Source organism: Vallitalea pronyensis (assembly GCF_018141445.1).
GTDB lineage: Bacteria > Bacillota > Clostridia > Lachnospirales > Vallitaleaceae > Vallitalea > Vallitalea pronyensis.
Map to the genome: position 1 here is coordinate 2,276,759 of NZ_CP058649.1, position 22,123 is coordinate 2,298,881.

Genomic DNA, 22,123 nt, shown 5'->3' on the forward strand with positions numbered 1-22,123 from the left:
ATGAAATGAGGAGATTGAATACCATGAAAAAAATCTTATGTGTATTACTTGTAGGCGTTTTATGCGTCTATCCTATGGTAAGTGGAAAATCAACTTCAAAAGTTTATGCTTATGCTAATGGTTCTTATTTTATTCAACCTGCTTACACAGCTACCACCTTAAAAGTTATAGACAGAGCGGATTTAACCCTCAAGCAAAGACCGATGATAGCTGCTTTACAAGGCCTTATTGCCAATAAAACATCCAATCAGATATACATCACAGATTCTACCAATGGTGATGGGTATTATCAACATGGTGATGCTTATCTAAGATGGCTTAATGATTTGAGAGATAATTATAACGTTTCCTATACAACAACCACGGATGCATGGTCACTGGTTAATCAATATAAGCAATACATTGATGGCTATATTCTCTATCAAGATGGGGATAGCTCAATTAATGTGGCGTCATCCTTAGCGGGTGTGTTAAATGCTATACCCGTAGAAGCCAGTCTTGAAAGTACTGTCATGGGTTATGGTCTATCAAAAGTCATTGATGTCAGGGGAAAAGATGAAGCCTGGTGTAAAGATAATTATTGGCATCTTTTTAATCATGATGTCATTATTGAGCAAAAAGAAGAGAATGAACTTTGCATGCGAGATTTTGCAGCCATGCATAAGTGTATGGTCTTCTATGATGGTACACAAAATTCTTCATGGCGAACATCTCTTATGCAAGCCATGAATGATGATGCTGTCATCATGGGATGGGGTTTGGTGAGTGGATCAGAAAATGGTTTTATTATCAATAGCGGGCAAAATGGTGTGCATTATCTACCAGCAGATTGGGGCAAAAACCTGTCGGTACTTAGTGGGTTTAATCCAAGAACCAGCTATACGCAAAATACACATACGGACCCTGCATATGAAGAAAACGTGCATTATGTGACCTTTATTATGTCTGATGGTGATAACCTTCAATGGACACTGGCTCGAGGAATGGAAGATAAATGGTGGGGAAATACAGCTCGAGGTGATTTTGACATGGGATGGTCATTTCCTCCTTCTCTCATGCGACTTGCACCAACGGTCATGAACTGGCATTACGATACAGCTTCAACGGGGACAGGACGGGATAATTTTGTAGTAGGTCCATCTGGAGGCGGTTTCTTCTTCCCAGGGGATTATCCAACAGCAGAACATAGTTTACACCTACAACGTTTGAATGAGTTCATGGGTATAGCCGATATGAACAGCGTTATGTTATTAGGCTATAATGATTGGAACAATACGGCCATGTTTGACCGCTATACCGCGCAAAGCAATATTGATGGCTTGTTTTATTTTGAATGGTACGGGTTTGGGCTAGATACCCATGGTAGGACCATCAAATGGTCCAACAATAAGCCTGTTATGTCAGGCGGGGCCAAACTATTTGAACGAAAAAATGAATGTGTATCCACCATTAACAGTGGGTCAACCAATGTGTATACCGATGGTGCTTACACGGCTGTATATGTACAAGCATGGGAACCCAATATCATGGATAATGTGAAGTATGTGGTTGATCGTTTAAATAGCAACGTACGAGTGGTCACACCAGAAGAAATGATAAAAGTGGTCAATCATTTTAGAAATCCCAATAACCCAGTTGATCCTCCAATACAAGGGCAGGTACAGGTTAATCTATCAAGCAATTTCAATGCGGATGGTTTTAGTTATGATGCTAATTTAGCAGATGGCGATTTGGCAGGTGGATATGCCTATTCTGCTGACTTGGTTAATAATGAACAACAATATGAGAGAATTATATATCAGTTAGGCTCTTTTACCGATGGGCAACTTAATTCCATGTATTGTGCTGGACAAACCATTGACCTTCCAGACGGTCAGTTTGCGGAAGTACGTCTATTAGGTTCCTCAACCTATGGCAATAAAAGTGGCAGTTTTACGCTGAACTATACCGATGGTACCAGTTCAGTGGTCAATGTAACCATGCAGGATTGGTGTCAATATGGAAGCAATCAAAAGATCGTTCAAACCATGGATCATCGACATGATAAAAATGCAAACACTGGTGAAACCATTACAAATTACATATTTGCTTACTATTTAACGGCCAATGCAAACAAAACCATAAGTAGTATCAAGGTACCTCAGAATAACAATATGCATGTCTTTGCTATGACCTTAAAACCATAGCATACATAAACGTATAATCAGGAATAAACAAGGTCAACAAATCCCGTATCTTTTCTGGTACGGGATTTTAATGCCTTATCATAAAGAAAAAATTGTATTATTTAACGTAGGATGTAATTTAAGTCATAACCTTTACATTCATGAAGCAATATGCTAAGATGAATAAAACGGTTTATGAGTATCATAAGAAAGGGTGTGACGACATGGCGAATATTAATGACGTTGCTAGAAAAGCAGGGGTATCAAAATCCACGGTATCCAATGTGTTTAATGGAAAGAAGAATGTCAGTGATGAAATACGGCAGAAAGTATTTCATATTGCAGATAATTTGGGCTATTACCCTAACAAATTGGCTTCTGCTTTAACTACCAAAAGAACAGGATTAACGGGTCTATTTATTGACAATAACAGTCGCTTTAGACATATGGATTACAAATTAATTGAAGGCGTGTCACGTGAGCTCAGAAAAACCAATAAACATATGATTTTGTATTTACAAGCAGGTAAGGATAACGATGTGAATGCTATGGACATAAATAATAAGTTAATTGCTGAACCCATCGATGAAGCCATTATCATAGCACCTATGGTGAAGGATATTCGTATCAATGAGCTCATTGACATGCGAAAGCCTATTGTTATCATTGGCCAAGCACCCAATCATTTATTACCCCGAGTTAAGTGTCTGGATGTGGACAATATTCAAATATCCTATGAAGTTACCAAGCACTTATTGGAGCTGGGGCATCGAAAAATAGCTTTGATTAATAGTGATTCCAACATGACCATCAGCATTGACAGGATGAAAGGGTATATAAAAGCCCTAAAAGAATACCATATTGAATACAACCCGGAGTATACCTTTAACTCTGATAATACGGAGGAAATGGGCCAGCAATTAGGTTCACGTATTTTGAATCAATTGGATATGACGGCAGTTATTACATCATCTGATGAGGTTGCAAGTGGTCTATACAAGGAAGCTGAGCAGTGTGGCATAGCCATACCAAAGGATTTATCTATTTTTGCTTTGGGTGGGACAGATAAACAACTTAAGCCTGATCTATGTACCGTTTATGTGGACTATGAGAAGCTAGGAAAACAAGCAGTGACCTTATTGTCTGATAAGGAAGCACGCACCAATCAAGTCATTGATGCCTATGAATTATGTATAGCAGACTCCATTAAAAGGATCATATAACCATCCTTTACAGGCAAAGAAATATATGATAATATTGAAATGTGAACCGGTTTTATATACCATGAAGTATGCCTTTAAGGCAAAAAATTTTACCATAATAATGAACCGGTTTACAAAAATAATAGAAGCGAATTGATGAGCATACAGAAGCTACAGGTAATACAGCTATCAGCACCTGTAGAGGTAAAGGAGTAGTGACATGTATACATGGAACCGATATAAGGTGAAATACAGTAATGAGTTAACGGCATACAAGTTGCTGAGTATACCGCTTTTGATTTGGGGCATTTTTTTTGTTTTTGCACTCTTTCGGGCTTTTTCCATTAGCTTAACGGATTGGAATTTACTCAAGGAGGCTTCTTTTATAGGTGCCACTAATTACAAAGATATACTTATGGACTCAGAAACCCTCAACATTATTAAAAATACGGTTATATGGACACTTTTTATCGCCATCGGACATAATATTATTGGGTTATGCATGGCCTATATGTTAAATGATATACCAAAAGGTGAGAAGGTGTTTAGAGCATTGCTCTATTGGCCTGTATTAGTTTCATTGATTGTTGGGGCAGAGATGATCAAGTACATCTTTAACCCCAGTCCATTTGGATTTATGAACAGTATTTTGATAAAGTTAGGTCTAGAACCACTGGCTTGGTATCAGGACCCAAAGATTGCATTAATGTCATTAATTGTTTTTCCAATGATTACAGGATTTGGTATCAAAATGCTTATATACCAAGCAGGTCTAAAAGGTATTCCCAAAACAATCTATGAAGCAGCTAAGCTGGACGGTGCTACGCCTTGGCAGCAATTTACAAAAATATCCTTTCCATTGTTGAAGCCTGTGGTGATCTTAAATTTTGTCATGTCAACCATAGAAGGGTTTCGTGTATTAGCACCTATGCAGCTTGTAACCAACGGTGGTCCAATCAAATCCACGGAAACTGTCGTGCTTAGCATCTATAAACATGGGTTTGTGAAGAATAACATGGGTTACGCATCTGCTTTAGCATTTGTGTTATTTGGTATTATATTGATGATTACCATTGTACAGTTAAGATTACAGGGGGAGGATATTAGCTATGAATAATAAAATCCGTGTGCGACATATTATTTTTTACATCTTCTTATCCGTGTATTCCTTTATACAGATTTTCCCCTTTTATTTAAAGGTGGTTAATTCATTGCAGTCTAAGGACTTTGTTCCTGTTCTAGGTCAATTTTATCTATGGCCTGAAAAAATAAATTTTGGAAATTACGCTGTTGCGTGGAAAACAGCTAACCTAGGCAGGGGCTATCTTAACAGTTTAATTTATGTCACATTGTATACCGCCATCAGTGCTATTATTATCGTTATTGTGGGTTATGTGATTGCTAAAAAGAAATTTAAGGGAAGGAAATTCGTTTTTATTGTCTTGATTTCAACCATGATGGTGCCAGGAGAAATATTGTTTATTCCCAATTATTTGTTTTTACGGGATATTAACTGGCTGAATACGTTTGCTGCTTTGATTGTTCCAGGATTGGTGAATACTTTTGGGATCTTTCTAGCTAAACAATTTTTTATGACAATCCCAGATTCCATTCTCGAATCGGCTCATATTGATGGTGCATCAGAGCTTCGTATTATTCGTAACATTATCTTTCCATTATCAGGACCAGTCATCGCAACGTATTTTATTATTACGTACACCAATATGTGGAATGAATACATATGGCCTAAGATTGTATTAACCCAATCAAAACTATATCCTGTGCAACTTTCTTTACATACATTTGAACCCACGTTTAAAACCCAATACGATGAAATATTAAAATCTGCTGGAATGATTGTGACATTGATACCGGTTATTATTGTCTTTTTGATTTTCCAGAAAAAATTTGTGGAAGGTATTAGTTTAACAGGCAATAAGTAGTCATGGCATAGGATGTTAAGTAAGCTTTCTAGAATATTTTACAAGTAATCCGAAGAGGGTGTGAGTTGAGAAGACTTACATCCTTTTTAGCGTGTTAACAAGCATATATGCATCTCTTGTTATGGTAAGACCCACCGAAAGGCGAAGTTTTTGGACAAGATTATGCAATAAAATACAAGATTGACTTATACAAATTATGGAATGCCTGTGATACGATAAGTGTAATCATAACACTAAAATATCAAAAGGATGACTTAGAAGCCACATGGTGATAAGTTCACATGTCTTTTACATTTCTTATGACTAGAATGGTATCCAGCATAACACATGATGATAAGTATTCTAGTAAGCGTCGTTTTTTCCTATGCTATACAATTAGTCACAATAGATCGTTGATACAACGAAATATAGATGAGGAGTGAGTTCATGAAAAAGATTTCTGTCATTGTACCCATGTACAATGAAGAAGAAGTTGTTCAAGAGTGCTATAATCGTTTAACAACAATCATGCAAGGGACCTTTTATAACTATGAATTGATCATGATCAACGATGGCAGCCATGATGAAACACTACCAAAGCTGCAACGAATAGCTGAAAAAGATAAACACATAAAAGTGGTTAGTTTTTCACGTAATTTTGGTCATCAGATTGCCGTAACGGCTGGTATAGATTATGCCCAAGGTGATGCGTTGATTATTATTGATGCTGACATGCAAGACCCGCCTGAGCTCATGCCACAGATGATAGGTTTATGGGAACAAGGATATGAGGTTGTTTATGCAAAAAGGAAAAAAAGACAAGGTGAAACATGGTTCAAAAAAATGACAGCAGCATGTTTTTATCGTGTTTTAAATCGCTTAGCAAGTGTTCATATACCCGTTGATACAGGGGATTTTAGGTTGATTGATCAAAAAGTGGCTGATCAATTACGAAGACTTTCAGAACATCATCGTTTTATACGAGGACTTGTTAGTTGGACAGGATATAGACAAACCGCCATTACCTATGAGAGAGATGAACGTTTTGCAGGAGAAACCAAATACCCGTTGAAAAAAATGCTGACACTGGCAGGGGATGGTATTTTCTCATTCTCGGACAAGCCATTACAATGGGTTCTCTACATGGGTATGCTTTTCTTTACAATTTCCATATGTTTACTTGTTCTTGGTATCATTGCATCCATATCCGGATGGTCGGGAACGTTGGCCATATGGCTGATTTGCACCATGTTTTTTTTCGGAAGTACACTTCTTTTGGCACTTGGCATCATGGGGCAGTATGTGCTTCGCATCCATAAAGAATCACGAGGACGACCGCTTTACATTGTTGATAAAAAGATGAATGTAGACAGCTATGAGACTGAACCGTATTATCAACCTGTTGAAAAAATGTTGGGGTGACAGGTTGTAAAAAAGGGGGGTATACATTGAAACACTTGAAGAAGATAGGGAGAGTGGCAGTTATCCTGCTCATGAGCTTTTGTATATTTCGTACAGTGTATGCGCAGGATGCAGGCATTCTAAATAGTGACTTTGAAAAGGTGGATGTCAAGTCAGGAGCAATTACCCATTGGACGTACGATGCCTGGCAGCAAAGGGAAACAGCCAATTATTCCATTCATAAAGGAGACGCGAAATCGGGGGATTATTTTATAGCCATCACCCATTTGGAAGACAATGATTCACGGCTTATCCAAAAGGTGAAAGTACAGGAGCTTACCACTTACAAACTATCCGTATGGGTAAAAGCAGCCCATATTCCATCTCAACATATAGGTGGGAGTATAGCCATTTTAGAAGATGAAGACATACCTAACAGCATCCGTGATACAGATGGAGAATGGCAGTTATTGGAGCAGACTTTTGACACAGATAAAGGTCAAACGGAAGTGACCGTTGCCTTAAGATTAGGCTTTTATGGGCATGTAACAAAAGGGATGATTGCTTTTGATGATGTCCGTATCCAAAAATTAGGGATAGCACAACCAGTAAATGCTAAAGAAACCCATAAGCACGCTTTTGAACTAAAAGTCAATGGTATACCCGTATGGGTCTATCTAAGTACGATAATCTTTATACTCGCTAGTATTTTTATAAAAAAAAAGTCCTTAAAGATGACCCTACAGAGGTAAAGTCCTATGCTATTTATGGGGTGCTTGCTGGTGCACTTCTTCTTCGACTCTTTGTCATGGGAAGTGAAGGCTACGAGACGGATGTGAATTGTTTTAAAGCTTGGTCAACCCATGCCGCAAAATCCTTAAGCCATTTTTATACAAGTGATTTGTTTACAGATTATCCCCCAGGCTATATTTATATCTTATGGTGTATTGGGAAACTAAAGGACATGTTTGGCTTATCCTCAGATGCTACTGCTTTATTATATCTCATTAAGATGCCTGCTGTTTTAGCGGATGTGATAAGTGTTTATATCCTTTATTGGGTAGCTTCACGTCATATGCATACACGTAGGGCGTTAGGGCTGGCTGTGCTGTATGCCATGAATCCGGCTGTGTTAGTGAACTCGGCTATTTGGGGACAGGTTGATGCTATCTTTACACTGATGCTCGTGGTTTCATTATATGAGATGTATCAACATCGTTTTAGAAGGGGCACAGTATGGTATGTACTGGCTGTGTTATTTAAACCTCAGGCATTAATCATAGCCCCTTTGTACCTCTTTATTTTTATCGATAAACGATCATGGCGCTGTTTATGGCAAAGTCTGGTTATTGGACTAGCCGTATTTGTTCTCTTAATTTTACCATTTTCTATGGGACAGCATCCGTTATGGATTGTGGACCAGTATCTTAACACATTAGGTTCTTATCCATATGCATCTTTAAATGCTTGGAATCTTTTTACACTATTTGGTGGCAACTGGGCACCTATTCAGGATACATTTGTATGGCTATCTTATGAAATCTGGGGATATGTCTTTCTAATTGGGGCAGTGACAGTTTCTTGCATCATGTACGTCAAACAAAGAGATAGAGTAAAGATATTTTACATAGCTGCTTTCATCTATTTAGCCTTTTTTGTAACAGGTATAAAAATGCATGAAAGATATCTGTTTCCCGTGTTGATACTGACTTTATTCAGCTATATTTATACCCACAAAAAAGCCTATTATCATATCTTTTGCGTCTTAAGTGTGACCCATTTTATCAATGTTGCTTTTGTGTTATATCTAGGCTCATACATGGGTGGTATCCTCTATATTATTTCAGCGGTTCATGTGATTGTATGGATTGGCTTTATGATGATGATCTACCCCCAAAAATGGCATGGGATTTATGCCGTGATGCTTAAGCTAAGCGAAGGAGTAAAGAAGATAGGGCATAGCAGACAACTGACCACAGTGGCACTAAATAAGCCAATGGCATCCAATAAGCAACCAACATCCAGTAAGCAATCTAAGATGACTGTTCAAGATTGGGTCATTGTAATTTGCATCATGCTAGTCTATGGTTGTGTCGCCTTTTTCAATTTAGGGGATAGAACAGCACCACAGACCTTCTATCGTACACATCATGACAACGGCGCATTTTATCTGGATTTTGGGGAAGTAGCGTACATCGACAGTATGACGTGTTATACGGGAGCAGATATTGGGGGAACACTTCATATCCAATTATCCATGGATGGTGAAGAATGGACAGGTGTTGGCGATATGACCCATAACAGTGTGTTTTTGTGGCAAAAAATTCAGATTGGAAAAGAAGCCAGGTATGTGAAATGTCTGCCAAGAGGGCTTTCCGTAATTGGAGAGGTTGCTTTTTTTGGGAAAAACAGTCCAATACCGCTAACCATCCATCAGGTGGTTGCCATGGAACAACACTACCAAGAGGAAGTTATCAACGTTAAGGATGAACAAAACATGGCAGTGGCTATACCATCCTATAAAAATAGCAGTTATTTTGATGAAATATATTTTGCACGTTCAGGGTACGAGTATTTGAATCATAAACCCATCTATGAATATACCCATCCACCTCTCGGTAAATTGTTGATTTCCGTAGGCATCGCCCTATTTGATATGACACCTTTTGGGTGGCGGTTTGCTGGAACCGTTATTGGTATATTCATGGTTGGCATTATGTATCTATTGGGAAAGGGTCTTTTTGGTCAAACCAAATATGCTGTTTTAGCTGCTCTTATCATGGCTTTAGACGGCGTGCATTTTGTGCAAACACGTATAGCCACTGTGGATGGCTTTTTGGTATGTTTTATCATGCTGATGTATTATTTTATGTATAGGTATACCCAGCAGCTAAAGTATAGCACCAGCCTCACACATACCCTCAAACCATTATTTTTAAGTGGCTTCTTTTTTGGTTTGGGTGTTGCAACCAAATGGTCTGCATTGTATGCAGGCATAGGGCTTGCTATAATCTATTTCTATGTTTTGATGAAAAAAAACTGCATGTTAAATGCCAGCCATAAAAAAGCAAAAGGTTTTTTCATCCAATGGATTCTATGGGCATGTGGATGCTTTATCATCATACCTGCTACGGTATATGTCCTTACTTATGTGCCCCAATTACAGATTGAAGGGAGCAGAATTCGTCATTTATGGGATGTTCTAAGGCTTCAAAAAGACATGTTTCATTACCACCAACAGCTTGTATCCCATCATCCCTTTGCATCTGAACCATGGACATGGCCATGGTTAATCAAACCTGTTTGGTATTATATGGGGCGCTATGGACTTGCAGAAGGAACAAAAAGCAGTATTGTTTTAATGGGTAATCCCATCATTTGGTGGTCTGGTATTGTTGCAGCAGGATACACTTTATATGATACTATTCGAACAAAACGTAAAGTAGGTATGTTTCTCTTGGTTGCCTTTTTTGCACAGTATGTACCTTGTTTTTTCATACCAAGGCAGATGTTTTTATACCATTACTTTCCTTCCCTTGTATTCATCATGCTAATGATTGTCTATGGGTTCAGTCGATTAGAGGAAAAGTCATGGGGGTCTAGAAAAACCAATCTTGTTATGATGATCTATGGTGTTATTATTTTGATTACTTTTGTCTTGTTTTATCCCATTTTATCAGGTTCTACCTTTACACAGGCTTTTGCAGAAGTGTGGTTAAGGTGGATGGATACATGGATATTTATATAGAAGAGCAAAGGGATTAATACATGGAACAATTATTCAAAAATTTTAACTCCACCCGTTAGGAGGTGAGCATGACAACAGGGGGTTGAAATACATGTGAGAATGGATGATTACTCAATTTAAACCGAAGATAATCATGAGATTCTCTCAATAATAAAGGAGGTTATGTTATGTCGTGTACAAGATATTCAAAAGGTATAGCGCTGTCTTTAGTGATTGTCTTACTGGGTATGATAGCTATCATGCCTACCATAACACAAGCAAGTAATGAATGGCAAGCAAACACCAGCTATCAAGTAGGGGACTTGGTTACCTATGACAATGTGGTTTATAAATGTCGGCAAGCCCATACATCGTTGGTGGGGTGGGAACCACCTCATGTACCTGCACTTTGGTTAAAAACCGATGACCCAACACCCACACCCACACCAACGCCTACACCCACACCTACACCAACTCCAACACCCATTGACTCCGATAAAGTCATTGTGGGGTATTGGCATAATTTTGATAACCATTCAACGGTCATTCGTCTAAGAGACGTCCGAGCAGATTTTAATGTGGTCAATGTGGCTTTTGCTGAACCAGTTGGTGACACCTATACCATGGCATTCTCACCTTTTAATGCCACAGATGCAGAATTTATTTCCGATATACAGGCATTACAAGGAAGAGGCACCAAAGTGCTTATTTCTATTGGAGGAGCAAATGGTAGGGTTGAACTACATAATAGTGCAGCGAAACAGACATTTATAACAACCATGACCCATATTATTGAAAAGTATGGCTTTGATGGCATGGATATTGACCTGGAAGGCGGTTCATTAGCTTTGGATGCAGGGGATACAGATTATAAAAACCCCATAACGCCCAAAGTGGTTCACTTGATTGATGCTGTAAAGACCATCAAAAACCATTTTGGCAGCTCTTTCGTATTAAGCATGGCCCCTGAAACAGCTTATGTTCAAGGTGCTATGAGCGCTTATGGAGGCGCATGGGGGGCTTATCTGCCTGTAATTCATGCCTTACGACATGATCTGGATGTGATTCATGTACAACACTATAATTCCGGTTCCATGATAGGTTTAGATGGACAATCCTATTCCCAAGGAACTGCAGATTTCCAAGTGGCTATGGCTGAGATGCTCTTGCATGGTTTTCCAATAGCCAATAATCCAAGCAACATGTTTGAGGCCTTAAGAGAAGATCAAGTAGCCATAGGCATACCAGCAAGTACCAATGCTGCTGGAGGGGGCTATATTACCACCACTGAAATGGAAAAAGCACTCAACTATCTTATAAAAGGTCAGTCCTTTGGAGGCAGATATCAGCTTCAAAAAGCCAGTGGATACCCTGATTTTAGAGGTATCATGACCTGGTCCATTAATTGGGATGCTCACAACAATTATGAGTTCTCTACATTCTATTCCAATTATTTTAGTCTTCCAATGCCGACGCCCACACCTACAGTGAGCCCAACACCAACCCCAACATCCACGCCGACGCCAACCCCAACGCCTACACCAACCCAGCCGCCAACAGGTAAGAAAATAGTGGCTTATTATCCAGAATGGGGTGCGTACTCCGCACACAATACCTATGCGCCAGCAGATATCCCATGGGATAAAGTAACCCATATTAATTACGCCTTTGCTGATATTAAAAATGGTGAGATTGCTATATTTGATGATTGGGCAGCTACAGGTATTGCTTTTGGTGAACCTTGGGATTCGCCTTATAAAGGCTGTTTAGGCCAGTTCAAGAAATTAAAGCAGCAATACCCAAATACCACCACACTCATTTCTGTTGGTGGATGGTCAAGGTCAGCAGAATTCCATAACGTAGCCGCCACACAAGCAAGTCGAGAGAAATTTGCCAGGAGTGTTGTTGCCTTTATTCGCCAGTGGGGATTTGACGGTGTGGATATTGATTGGGAATACCCAACATTCTACCGTGTGGGTGATACCGTGGATAATCCCAATGATCTAGGAACACCTTATGCAACACCCGATGAAAAACATACCTTCACCTTGTTAATGCAGACCCTTCGAGCTACTCTGGACCAAGCAGGTAGTGAAGATGGCAGGTATTATAGTTTAACCACAGCAGTAGGAGCAGGTAAAGATAAAATAGAGCAAACAGAACCAGACCTGTATGCTCAGTATGTAGATTTTATCAATGTGATGACTTATGATATGCATGGTGCATTTGAAGGTATTACAGGCCATCAGTCGCCGTTATATTTTAACCCAGATGCAGAGCAAGCCTACAGAGCGTATTATGAAACCCTTTATACAGATCCAGCAGAAGTAGAAGCCAATGTGGCATTGATGAAAAAATACACCACCGATGAGGCCATGAAGCAATTCTTAGCTTATGGCATACCATCAGAAAAATTGGTTGTCGGTTCGCCTTTCTATTCAAGAGGCTGGTCAACGGTACAAAATAATGGACCTATTCCTGAATTGCCTGGCTTATACGCCACATGTGCTTCTAAAAATGCCACAGGCACCTATGGCAGCCAAGGTATATGGGATGGAGGCCGATATGCTGGGGTTAATCCTTATTATCATTTGAAGGGCATGGAGCAGGACGCATCCTTCCAGAAATACCGAGATCCTATTTCAAAAGTACCCTATCTTTATAGTGAATCAAAAGGTGAGATGTATACCTATGAAGATACGATATCGTTGCAAGAACGCATTAACTATGTGAACGATAATCAGTACGGAGGCATTATATTCTGGGAAGTGACAGGGGATTATGTACCTTCAACAGGTACCAATAAAGGTGGTGTTGGCGAGCTGGTCAACATCCTTTACAATGGGCTTATAGGTCAATAATAAAAATGATAGCATCTTTGATGCTATCATTTTTTGCCTTGGTGGGAAGTCATATTATCCCAATGAACTACCTACGAAAACATTGGGATAATCAGTTGCTTACTAATGGGCTTTTAGCAAATAACGTTGTTATGTTGGGAAAAAATCTTAGTAAGGACATAGTACGAACAGTTGCTGCACACATACTATATACAGACTAAAGTTATTGAGGGAATAGAAGATGAAAAATATGTATTATTACAATAATCCATATGGCTATGGAAAGAAATTAAAAAGGATGGAGAACCAAATTACAGTAGAGGGTATAGGTAAAGTAGAGGTAGAGCCAGACATTATCGCTATCCGTATGGGCGTCATTACACGGGATACAGATGTGATAAAAGCTCAAGATGAAAATAAAAGGATTATGAATCAAGTGATTGATGGACTTCTTAGGGATGGTGTTGATGAAAAGGATATTAAGACCACCCAATTCTCAGTGATGCCACGCTATAACTATATCAATGGTCAGCAAGAATTTGATGGTTATGTGGTGAGTAATGTGATACAGGTGACAGTTAGAGATATGGATAAAGTAGGTATCATCATTGAAAATGCTTTAAAAAATGGTGTGAATAACCAGCGAAGTCTAAATTACACCATTAGTGAACCAGAAACATATTATGAAGATGCTTTAGAATTAGCAGTTATAAATGCCCAAGAAAAAGCACATAACATAGCCATGACACTGGAGTCGAATATCCATATGCGGCCTATCAAACTCACAGAGGAGACAGATCGGGATCAACTAAGTCCAAGGGAACGGCAATACATGGTTATTGATGGTGGTGTTCCTGTAAAAGCAGGAACAATGGAAATCGTTGCTAAAGTGAAAGCCACATTTGAATATGAGTAGGTAAAAGAGGGGGTGGGTAAACAAATAATAATAACATGCCAATGGGTTGTAATAGGAATGATGCCATCATTAGGGTATCATAAAAATGTCAAATAGGATGAAAAATGTCAAATAGGATGAAAAATGTCACACATATTGACAAAAATAAAATGGACTGATATACTTATCTTATCATGAAGGAGGACAAGTATATGAGTAGAAAAAGACCACATATCATCATTTTTAACCCTGACGAGATGCGTGCAGATGCAATGCGCCACTTAGGCAATGAGGCTGCTTATACACCGAATATGGATGCCCTTGCCTATGAAGGTGTATCCTTTCGAAATGCTTTTGTACAAAACCCAGTGTGCACCCCCAGCAGATGCAGTTTTATGAGTGGTTGGTATCCCCATGTCCGTGGACATAGGACTATTTCTTATATGATGCATAAAGACGAACCCGTTCTTTTAAAGGAATTAAAAGACGAAGGTTATCATGTCTGGATAAATGGTAGAAACGACCTTGTTCCCGCAGACGGCAATCAACCATTTAAAGATTATGCACATATAGTTTTCAACCCTAAAAATATTGAGGCGGTTTCAGGTGAAGTAGAGCGTGGAGAGAAAGGTTCAGACAATTACTACTCTCAATACAGAGGAAAAATACCAACACCTAAAGGACAGGATGATGTATACGACATGGATGCTGCTTGGGTGGATGGAGCTGTTGATTTTATTAAAAAACGTCCAAAAGATAAACCTATCTGTGTTTTTCTTCCATTAATGTATCCTCATACACCTTATCAATCCGTAAAGAAATATTATGATTTAATCGATGAACATAAATTGCCAAATCGAATTCCGTGTCCTGGCTGGGCTGACAAGCCCAGCATAATAAAAGGACTTAAAGACCTCCAGGGACTGGATAACTGGACAGAAGATGATTGGACAGAGCTTAGGAAGACATATCTTGCTATGTGTGCCAGAGTTGATGATCAGTTGGGGCAGGTTCTTGAAGCATTAAAAGAGGAAGGCATATACGATGATTCTGCCATATTCGTTTTCAGCGATCACGGGGATTTTACAGGGGATTACGGCTTAATTGAAAAAAATCAAAATACCTTTGAGGATTGCCTGACAAACGTACCATTTATCGTTAAACCTCCTAAAGATGTAGATGTAGAGCCCGGTATAAACGAAGCATTGGTTGAGCTTATTGATTTTTATGCAACAGTGGAAGATTTCACTGGACTTACGCCTACACATACTCATTTTGGCAAATCACTAAGAAAAGTATTATCCGGAGAAGAAAAAGAGCACCGACAGGAAGTATTCTGCGAAGGTGGAAGACTACATGAAGAAAGACATTGTTACGAATCCTTCCACAATCCAGGGCTTGGAAAAGAAACAAGCGATTACTATCCTAGGTCCACGATGCAGGCCAGCGAAGGACCGGAACATACAAAGGCCACTATGATTAGAACAAGCGATTTTAAGTATGTAAAGAGACTTGATGAAAAAGATGAGCTTTATGACTTGAAAAATGATACGGAAAACTTATATAATCTAATTGATAATCCTGAATACAAAGAGATTGTCCTTGAATTAAAGGATAAGATGCTTACGTGGCTCCAGAGAACAGCGGATGTAGTGCCTTTTAAAGCGGACCAGAGATTTACAACAGATATGCTCTTAACAGTGATGAAATCTAAGCTGCCAAAGGAAAAGTACATGAGGTTTAAATCAGCATTAAAAAGTGGAATGAGCGTATCCCAGTTGATGTCAATGGCAATGGATGGCAAACATCAACACGATAAGTAATGGATTATACATTTAATTGAGATGAGGTAATGAGAATGGAACTGGAGAATTTTTATAATGACACGAACTTTAAAAAGAAAAAGAGATATAAAATTCTTAATGAAGCAATAAAGCTATTTATGAATAATGACTTCAGTCATGTGACGATACAGGATGTTGCAGATGCATGTGATGTGACAACAAGGACTTTCTATAGATATTACAGCAACAAGGATATGCTGATCATTGATGCTTTTTATCATCATTCAAATAATACCTATGTCTATGATAAATTCGATTTTAAGGCTCACAAGGATTTGAAAGGAATCGACATACTAAGAAAAATGATTACTAAAAATTATAATGAGGCAGATTATGACAATGTCAAGTTTTTAATGAAATTTGATTTGTTTTTAAATTCGCTGGATAAAGACAGTGAAGCATTTGTTAAATATACAAAAGATTATGCGGTAGATATAAACGCTGATTTCAGAGAGGATTTGAAAAAAGCTTTGGAAATCGGCATTGATGATAAAACCATTTTAATTGACAAAAGTGACATGCACTTAAATGTTGAATATATTATTCAGTCCATTGCTTCCTTAATGCTGAGAATACTTATGAAGCAACAGGCAAACAAAAAATTCAGCATGGATCTTTTGGATAGACATATCGACATGATAATACGTGGTTTTAGCAGCAAATAGCTTTTATACAAGGCATTCATTAATCATGAAAACGATTATCACAAGGCATCCAATAGTTACAGTTGAACCACATGGTGACGGATGCTATATGTCATATTATATTGAAATCAAATGTTGGTAATGATAAGATAGGAGTAGAAATGTGATACGTAAGCATCATAAAGTCATTCTCGGAGCAACAAGGAGGGATGCATGTGATAAGACATACATTGCTACTGGAAATACTGATATCATTCTGGTATATCAAAGAAGTCGTCGTTGATCAAGATCATGATTTATTTGCCATGATTATGGTATTACTTGTTTATCTATGTTTGAAGACCGTCTATTATATTTTTTTAGATAAACATGTGCATAAGTATATTTCACTGCTGTTAGTGATAACGATTATTGGTCTTGGGTATAGTGTTTTTCAGCCCATCACTTTTTTTCTATCCTTTAATCTAGCTAAATGTATAGGTACGATTAAGAAAGAAAGTATCCTATTATCCAGTGTTGCTTTATTATATGCATGGTTGATTCCATCCATCTACTTACAGAATTTTCTCTTGCTCAATATGTTTTCGCTGCTGTTTATAGGGGTTAGCATCAGCATGACAGAGAAATCACAGAAACTATCTCATGACAATAGAGCCTTGAAACAAGAGATGGAAAAAATAAAAGAAGTCGAGTTAAATGCAAAAGAATATGCTTTACACTTAAGATATACATCAAAACTTGAGGAGCGACATGTCATCGCTCAAAAGCTCCATGATGAACTTGGTCATACCCTATCAGGCAGTACCATGCAACTGGAAGCCTCCCTTCTGATGATGGATAAAAACCAGGAAAAAGCAAGAGATATGCTAGGTACCGTTATTGAGAACTTAAGGGATGGTACAGAGTCCATTAGAAAAATTCTAAAGAGCATCAAACCGGAAACAGCCAGTATGAACATACAGACAATCAAAATGCTAGTCATGGAAACACAAGAAAAAAGCGGTATTACCATGGACTTAATCTATAACAGTGATATTGCAGACATTGATTACACCAAGTGGCATGTGATTACCGTGAATATAAAAGAAGCATTAACCAACATGATGAAGTATGCAAAGGCTACAAAATGCACGATTAAATTTGAACGCTTAAATAAGCTGTATAAAATAGCCATTAAGGATAATGGGATAGGGTGTAATCATATCAAGCAGGGCATGGGTCTTCAAGGCATGAATGAACGCTTATCCCATATAGGTGGACAGCTTATTTTGGATGGCACAGATGGCTTTCATGTCATTATGTTACTACCCATTTAATGGATGATCGATGATGTATGAGAAAGGAAAAGAGTATGCCTATTAATATAATCATTGCAGATGATGACGCTCTTATTCGTGAGAGTCTAAAAATTATTTTTGACTTGGATGAAAGATTTCACGTGGTCCATGTAGCCCATCATGGTAAAGAAGCTTATGATATATGCAAGAAAGAAGCCGTTGATGTGGCATTATTGGATGTGCGCATGCCCATATTAAATGGTGTGGAAGCCACAGCAAAAATCGTTTCAGAAACCATGGTAAAAGTTTTGATATTGACCACTTTTGACGAGGATGACTATATTAAAAATGCTTTTCTAAACGGTGCATCCGGCTACCTTTTAAAAAATAATCCGCCAGAACAGATAAAAAATGCAGTCCTTGCTGTTCAAGGAGGCAACGCCGTTGTACAAGATGTGGTCATGGAAAAAATTAAAAACCCGCCTAATAAAAATCCTAAAGAGGACAGATTGAATGCACTCACAACCAGGGAAAAAGAAGTGGTGGTATTAATAGCAAAAGGTTTAACCAATAAAGAGATTGCCGAAAAACTGTTTATTTCTGAAGGTACTGTCAAAAATACGGTGAGTAATGTGTTAAGTAAACTCGCTCTAAAGCATCGAACACAAATCGCTATTTATTATTTGGAAGATTAAATCAAACATGAAACGTTACTTTAGTAACGGTATAAGTCGTGACACTCTTCACTAACGAAGAGTGTTTTTATCATGTATGATAATACCATAGAAGATAGCTTCAACAAGTATTACAACTAAAGGAGGGATATCATGGCTATTGTAGCTGTCAAAAAAATAGTGAAACGATTTGGTGATATTACGGCGGTTGACCATGTGGACTTAACCATACAAGAAGGTGAAATATATGGCTTGCTCGGACCCAATGGAGCAGGTAAGAGCACCATGATCAATATACTCTGTGATATGGTTAAAAGAGATAGTGGCGACTTATGGCTTTTTGGGCATAAGGTGAATAAAATAGGGAAAAAAGAGAAGGAAGAGATAGGTGTTGTACCTCAGAATATAGCCATATATGATGACTTAACAGCCAAAGAAAATGTGATGTTTTTTGGCTCTTTATATGGACTAAAAGGTGACTTGTTAAAAGAAAGAACATTAGAGGCATTGGCTTTTGTCGGGCTGTTAGATCAGCAAAAAAAATTACCTAAGACATTTTCAGGCGGTATGAAAAGAAGGTTAAATATAGCCTGTGCTATTGTGCACCATCCGAAACTCATCATTATGGATGAACCAACAGTGGGCATTGATACGCAATCAAGAAACCAAATTTTAAACGCTGTGAAGAAATTAAATAGTAAGGGAAGCACAATCATCTACACCACACATTACATGGAAGAAGCAGAACATCTGTGTACAAGAATCGGTATTATGGATCATGGAAAAGTGATAGCAGAGGGAACCTGTGAAGAACTTCAAAGTATTGTAACCGACCGAAAAAGCATCGTCATTCAAACAGGCATTGACCAAGTCATCAAACCTGAAAGTTTAAAAAGCATAAGAGGTGTACTTCATGTTACCATTGATGAGCATGTGGTTACTATTGAATGTCCAAAAGAAAGTGATTGCATAACAGATGTCTTAGCTTACTTTGCCCAGCAGAAAATAGTCATTCGAGACATTAAGATGCAGGGGGTAAGTCTTGAAACTGCATTTCTTAGTCTAACGGGGAGGAGGCTTAGCGATTAATGATGCTATTAAAAGTTGCCATAAAAGAAATTTTACAGAACATAAGAGATGTAAAAACCATAGCCCTCATGACACTCATGCCCATAGCCAGTATATTGATATTAGGTATGGCCATATCATCAGCATTTAGTCATAGCGGCACGGTATCCATGGAAGATGTACATGTAGAGTACCTGGTAGAAGGTGAAAAGGGAGCGTTAACCACAGGTTTTGAAAACATCATGGGGCGCATGTTAACAGATGATCGTCATCTAGTAGAAGTGGATGACAGAGAAACATCATTAAATCGAATTAAAAATAATGCCATTGCATGTCTGGTTGAAATAAATGAAGCCAATCAATCCATCTCACTTTATAAAAATAACAGGTATAATACCAACGGCTCCATTATTGAAGCACGATTAAGAACATACATGAATCACATTAATGCTGTCTATGCTATCAAAGGCGTTGACACAGAGCTCCCTGAAGAGATGCCTTTAGATGGTGGTGAGAGGGATAACACCATAACCATTAACGAGCTTGATTTAGAAGAGCCTGTAAGTGCAATGGATTATTATGGCGTAGCCATGAGCATTTTGTTTGTACTCTATAGTATGTCTGTTCAAGTAACACGCAACATTAATGAAAAGAAAAAAGGGGCCATGAACAGAGTACTTGTATCATCCATCCGAAAACGGGATATTCTATTAGGAAAAGTATTGGGTGGCGTGACCATTACAACCCTACAGTTTGCTTTTGTCATAGCTACCACATTATTTATCTTTAATGTTAATTGGGGCACCAATCCAGCTTATACACTTATATTAATGTTCACCTTCATTATCATGGCTATATCCATTGGTACAGCGCTAGGAGTGGTGTTTAATAGTGAAGATAAAGCCATGGCCGTTCTTCATGTCTTTATTGTTATGGTTGCACTTTTTGGCGGAAGTTATATGCCATTAACAGATTTAGGTGTATTTGGTGAGGTGGGTAAATACTTCTCGCCTATCTGGTGGAGCGTTAGAGGGGCAATGGAGACCATTTACCAAGGGGATACAGGTACGCTATATATAGCCATGGGCATCAACATCGGTATTGCCTTGGTTTTTCTTCTATTAGCATCATGGAGAATGACGAAAAAGGAGGGGTTGCTTCATGGGTAAAATCATATTAGTCATTAAAACCATATTAAAGCGAATGTTTAAAAAACCATCCAGTTTTTTTCTGTACTTGATACTGCCTATTGCCGTTAGTATTGGCATGTACTTACTGTTTAATCTGGAAGATCATGATAAAACCAATATAACGGTGGTTGATGCTGATCAAACCATGTTGTCACGATCCCTCATTGGAAACTTTGAAGGTACAGATGGATTCGATATCAGCCATGTACATCTTAGCTATCTTCATGAACATATGATGGATACAGGCACTTCCTTGGCCTATATTATACCAAGTGGCTTTGAAAAAGCTATTTTAGCTGGTGAGAAACCTGCTCTTGAAATCCTATCCGTAGGTGACCAAGATACCATTTGGTTAGATGAAATATTAAGTGCACATGTGGATACATTAATGATGATGGCTGAAGCAAGCAACTTCCAAAAAAAGCCATTGTATGAAAAGATCTATCAGTTGAAAGATGGTAGGGTTAACTACGAGTCGACCCTTATTCAGGATGAGGCCAAGAAGAAATCTGTAACTGTAAGAACCTTTGGCAATTATATGGTTGTGTTGTTAATCAGTACGTTTACCATTCCTTTTCAAATATTAAATGAAAAAAGACAAGGTACATTTGCAAGAATTGGTATGTCACCCATTCATCCTAAAAGCTATATATTTGCTAATATCATTGCTAATGTTTTAGTGATGATGGTCCAAGTGGGTGTGGTGCTGTTGACATTGAAATTTGTATTGGGTGCTGTCTTCTTTGTTAACCCATTCATCATCTACCTGATCCTGATACTTTTTGCTTTATGTGGTATTAGTCTAGGTGTGTTCATTGCAGCTTATTCAAAAAATACCAATGCAGCTGGAGCATTTATGGGCATCATCGTGTCCCCATCCTGTATGATAGCTGGATGTCTATGGCCTATAGAATTTATGCCGGAATATATGCAAAAGATTGCTTATATCACACCTCATCGATGGACCCTTGACGCCATTAGCACGATACAAGCCAATCAAAACTTTGTAGAAATTCTACCACATTTGCTTGTGGTTCTGAGTTTTACGGTATTGTTTTTCTTAATTGCCGTGTATAAGTTTAAACATGAGGATAAATTATATGCTTAAATCATAAGTTTCTACCTATCCGCTTACTCGATATTGTGTAAGCGGATTTTTTCTGGTAATATTATATCAAGAGAGGTATTATCCGTTCATAGGGTTCATACATGATGTAACCATGTAATACCTCTATACCAGTATGAATATTTTTATAGTGTAGGGTTAGAAAAGC

At 38.2% G+C, this 22,123-nt stretch carries 16 protein-coding genes; all 16 read left to right on the forward strand.

Annotated elements, in window-relative coordinates:
* Window positions 1–23: 23 nt before the first annotated feature.
* Window positions 24–2,186 carry a GxGYxYP domain-containing protein gene (locus HZI73_RS09325; RefSeq protein ID WP_212697977.1) on the forward strand — a complete coding sequence of 721 codons (2,163 nt, stop codon included), beginning with the start codon at window positions 24–26 and terminating at the stop codon, window positions 2,184–2,186.
* A 140-nt stretch (window positions 2,187–2,326) separates the two neighbouring features.
* Entirely contained in the window at window positions 2,327–3,388 is a 1,062-nt protein-coding gene (locus tag HZI73_RS09330) for a LacI family DNA-binding transcriptional regulator (protein WP_212697978.1), read from the forward strand.
* A gap of 199 nt (window positions 3,389–3,587) precedes the next feature.
* On the forward strand, window positions 3,588–4,484 hold the full coding sequence (locus HZI73_RS09335; protein WP_212697979.1) for a carbohydrate ABC transporter permease: 897 nt from the start codon (window positions 3,588–3,590) through the stop codon (window positions 4,482–4,484).
* Window positions 4,477–5,310, forward strand: coding sequence for a carbohydrate ABC transporter permease (locus HZI73_RS09340; RefSeq protein ID WP_212697980.1), 834 nt, complete (start codon window positions 4,477–4,479; stop codon window positions 5,308–5,310). The genes HZI73_RS09335 and HZI73_RS09340 overlap by 8 nt, the downstream gene beginning before the upstream one ends.
* A gap of 426 nt (window positions 5,311–5,736) precedes the next feature.
* On the forward strand, window positions 5,737–6,711 hold the full coding sequence (locus tag HZI73_RS09345) for a glycosyltransferase family 2 protein (RefSeq protein ID WP_212697981.1): 975 nt from the start codon (window positions 5,737–5,739) through the stop codon (window positions 6,709–6,711).
* Window positions 6,712–6,737: 26 nt separating this feature from the next.
* Window positions 6,738–7,442, forward strand: coding sequence for a carbohydrate binding domain-containing protein (locus HZI73_RS09350; protein ID WP_212697982.1), 705 nt, complete (start codon window positions 6,738–6,740; stop codon window positions 7,440–7,442).
* Window positions 7,443–7,525: 83 nt separating this feature from the next.
* Window positions 7,526–10,438, forward strand: a complete 2,913-nt coding sequence (locus HZI73_RS09355; protein WP_212697983.1) for a glycosyltransferase family 39 protein — start codon at window positions 7,526–7,528, stop codon at window positions 10,436–10,438.
* Between the two features lie 167 nt (window positions 10,439–10,605).
* Window positions 10,606–13,278 carry a glycosyl hydrolase family 18 protein gene (locus tag HZI73_RS09360; RefSeq protein WP_212697984.1) on the forward strand — a complete coding sequence of 891 codons (2,673 nt, stop codon included), beginning with the start codon at window positions 10,606–10,608 and terminating at the stop codon, window positions 13,276–13,278.
* 220 nt (window positions 13,279–13,498) lie between these two features.
* Window positions 13,499–14,173, forward strand: coding sequence for an SIMPL domain-containing protein (locus tag HZI73_RS09365; protein ID WP_212697985.1), 675 nt, complete (start codon window positions 13,499–13,501; stop codon window positions 14,171–14,173).
* Between the two features lie 191 nt (window positions 14,174–14,364).
* Complete coding sequence (locus tag HZI73_RS09370; RefSeq protein WP_212697986.1) at window positions 14,365–15,975, forward strand: sulfatase-like hydrolase/transferase; 1,611 nt, start codon at window positions 14,365–14,367, stop codon at window positions 15,973–15,975.
* A 29-nt stretch (window positions 15,976–16,004) separates the two neighbouring features.
* On the forward strand, window positions 16,005–16,661 hold the full coding sequence (locus tag HZI73_RS09375; RefSeq protein WP_212697987.1) for a TetR/AcrR family transcriptional regulator: 657 nt from the start codon (window positions 16,005–16,007) through the stop codon (window positions 16,659–16,661).
* Window positions 16,662–16,855: 194 nt separating this feature from the next.
* On the forward strand, window positions 16,856–17,956 hold the full coding sequence (locus HZI73_RS09380) for a sensor histidine kinase (RefSeq protein ID WP_212697988.1): 1,101 nt from the start codon (window positions 16,856–16,858) through the stop codon (window positions 17,954–17,956).
* A gap of 35 nt (window positions 17,957–17,991) precedes the next feature.
* Window positions 17,992–18,612 carry a response regulator transcription factor gene (locus tag HZI73_RS09385; protein ID WP_212697989.1) on the forward strand — a complete coding sequence of 207 codons (621 nt, stop codon included), beginning with the start codon at window positions 17,992–17,994 and terminating at the stop codon, window positions 18,610–18,612.
* 132 nt (window positions 18,613–18,744) lie between these two features.
* Window positions 18,745–19,680: an ABC transporter ATP-binding protein gene (locus tag HZI73_RS09390; protein WP_212697990.1), complete on the forward strand. Its 936-nt coding sequence runs from the start codon at window positions 18,745–18,747 to the stop codon at window positions 19,678–19,680.
* Window positions 19,680–20,828 (forward strand): ABC transporter permease, encoded by a 1,149-nt coding sequence (locus tag HZI73_RS09395; protein ID WP_212697991.1) that lies wholly within the window; start codon window positions 19,680–19,682, stop codon window positions 20,826–20,828. The genes HZI73_RS09390 and HZI73_RS09395 overlap by 1 nt, the downstream gene beginning before the upstream one ends.
* Window positions 20,821–21,957, forward strand: a complete 1,137-nt coding sequence (locus HZI73_RS09400) for an ABC transporter permease (protein ID WP_212697992.1) — start codon at window positions 20,821–20,823, stop codon at window positions 21,955–21,957. Before HZI73_RS09395 ends, HZI73_RS09400 begins: the two co-directional genes overlap by 8 nt.
* Window positions 21,958–22,123 lie beyond the last annotated feature (166 nt).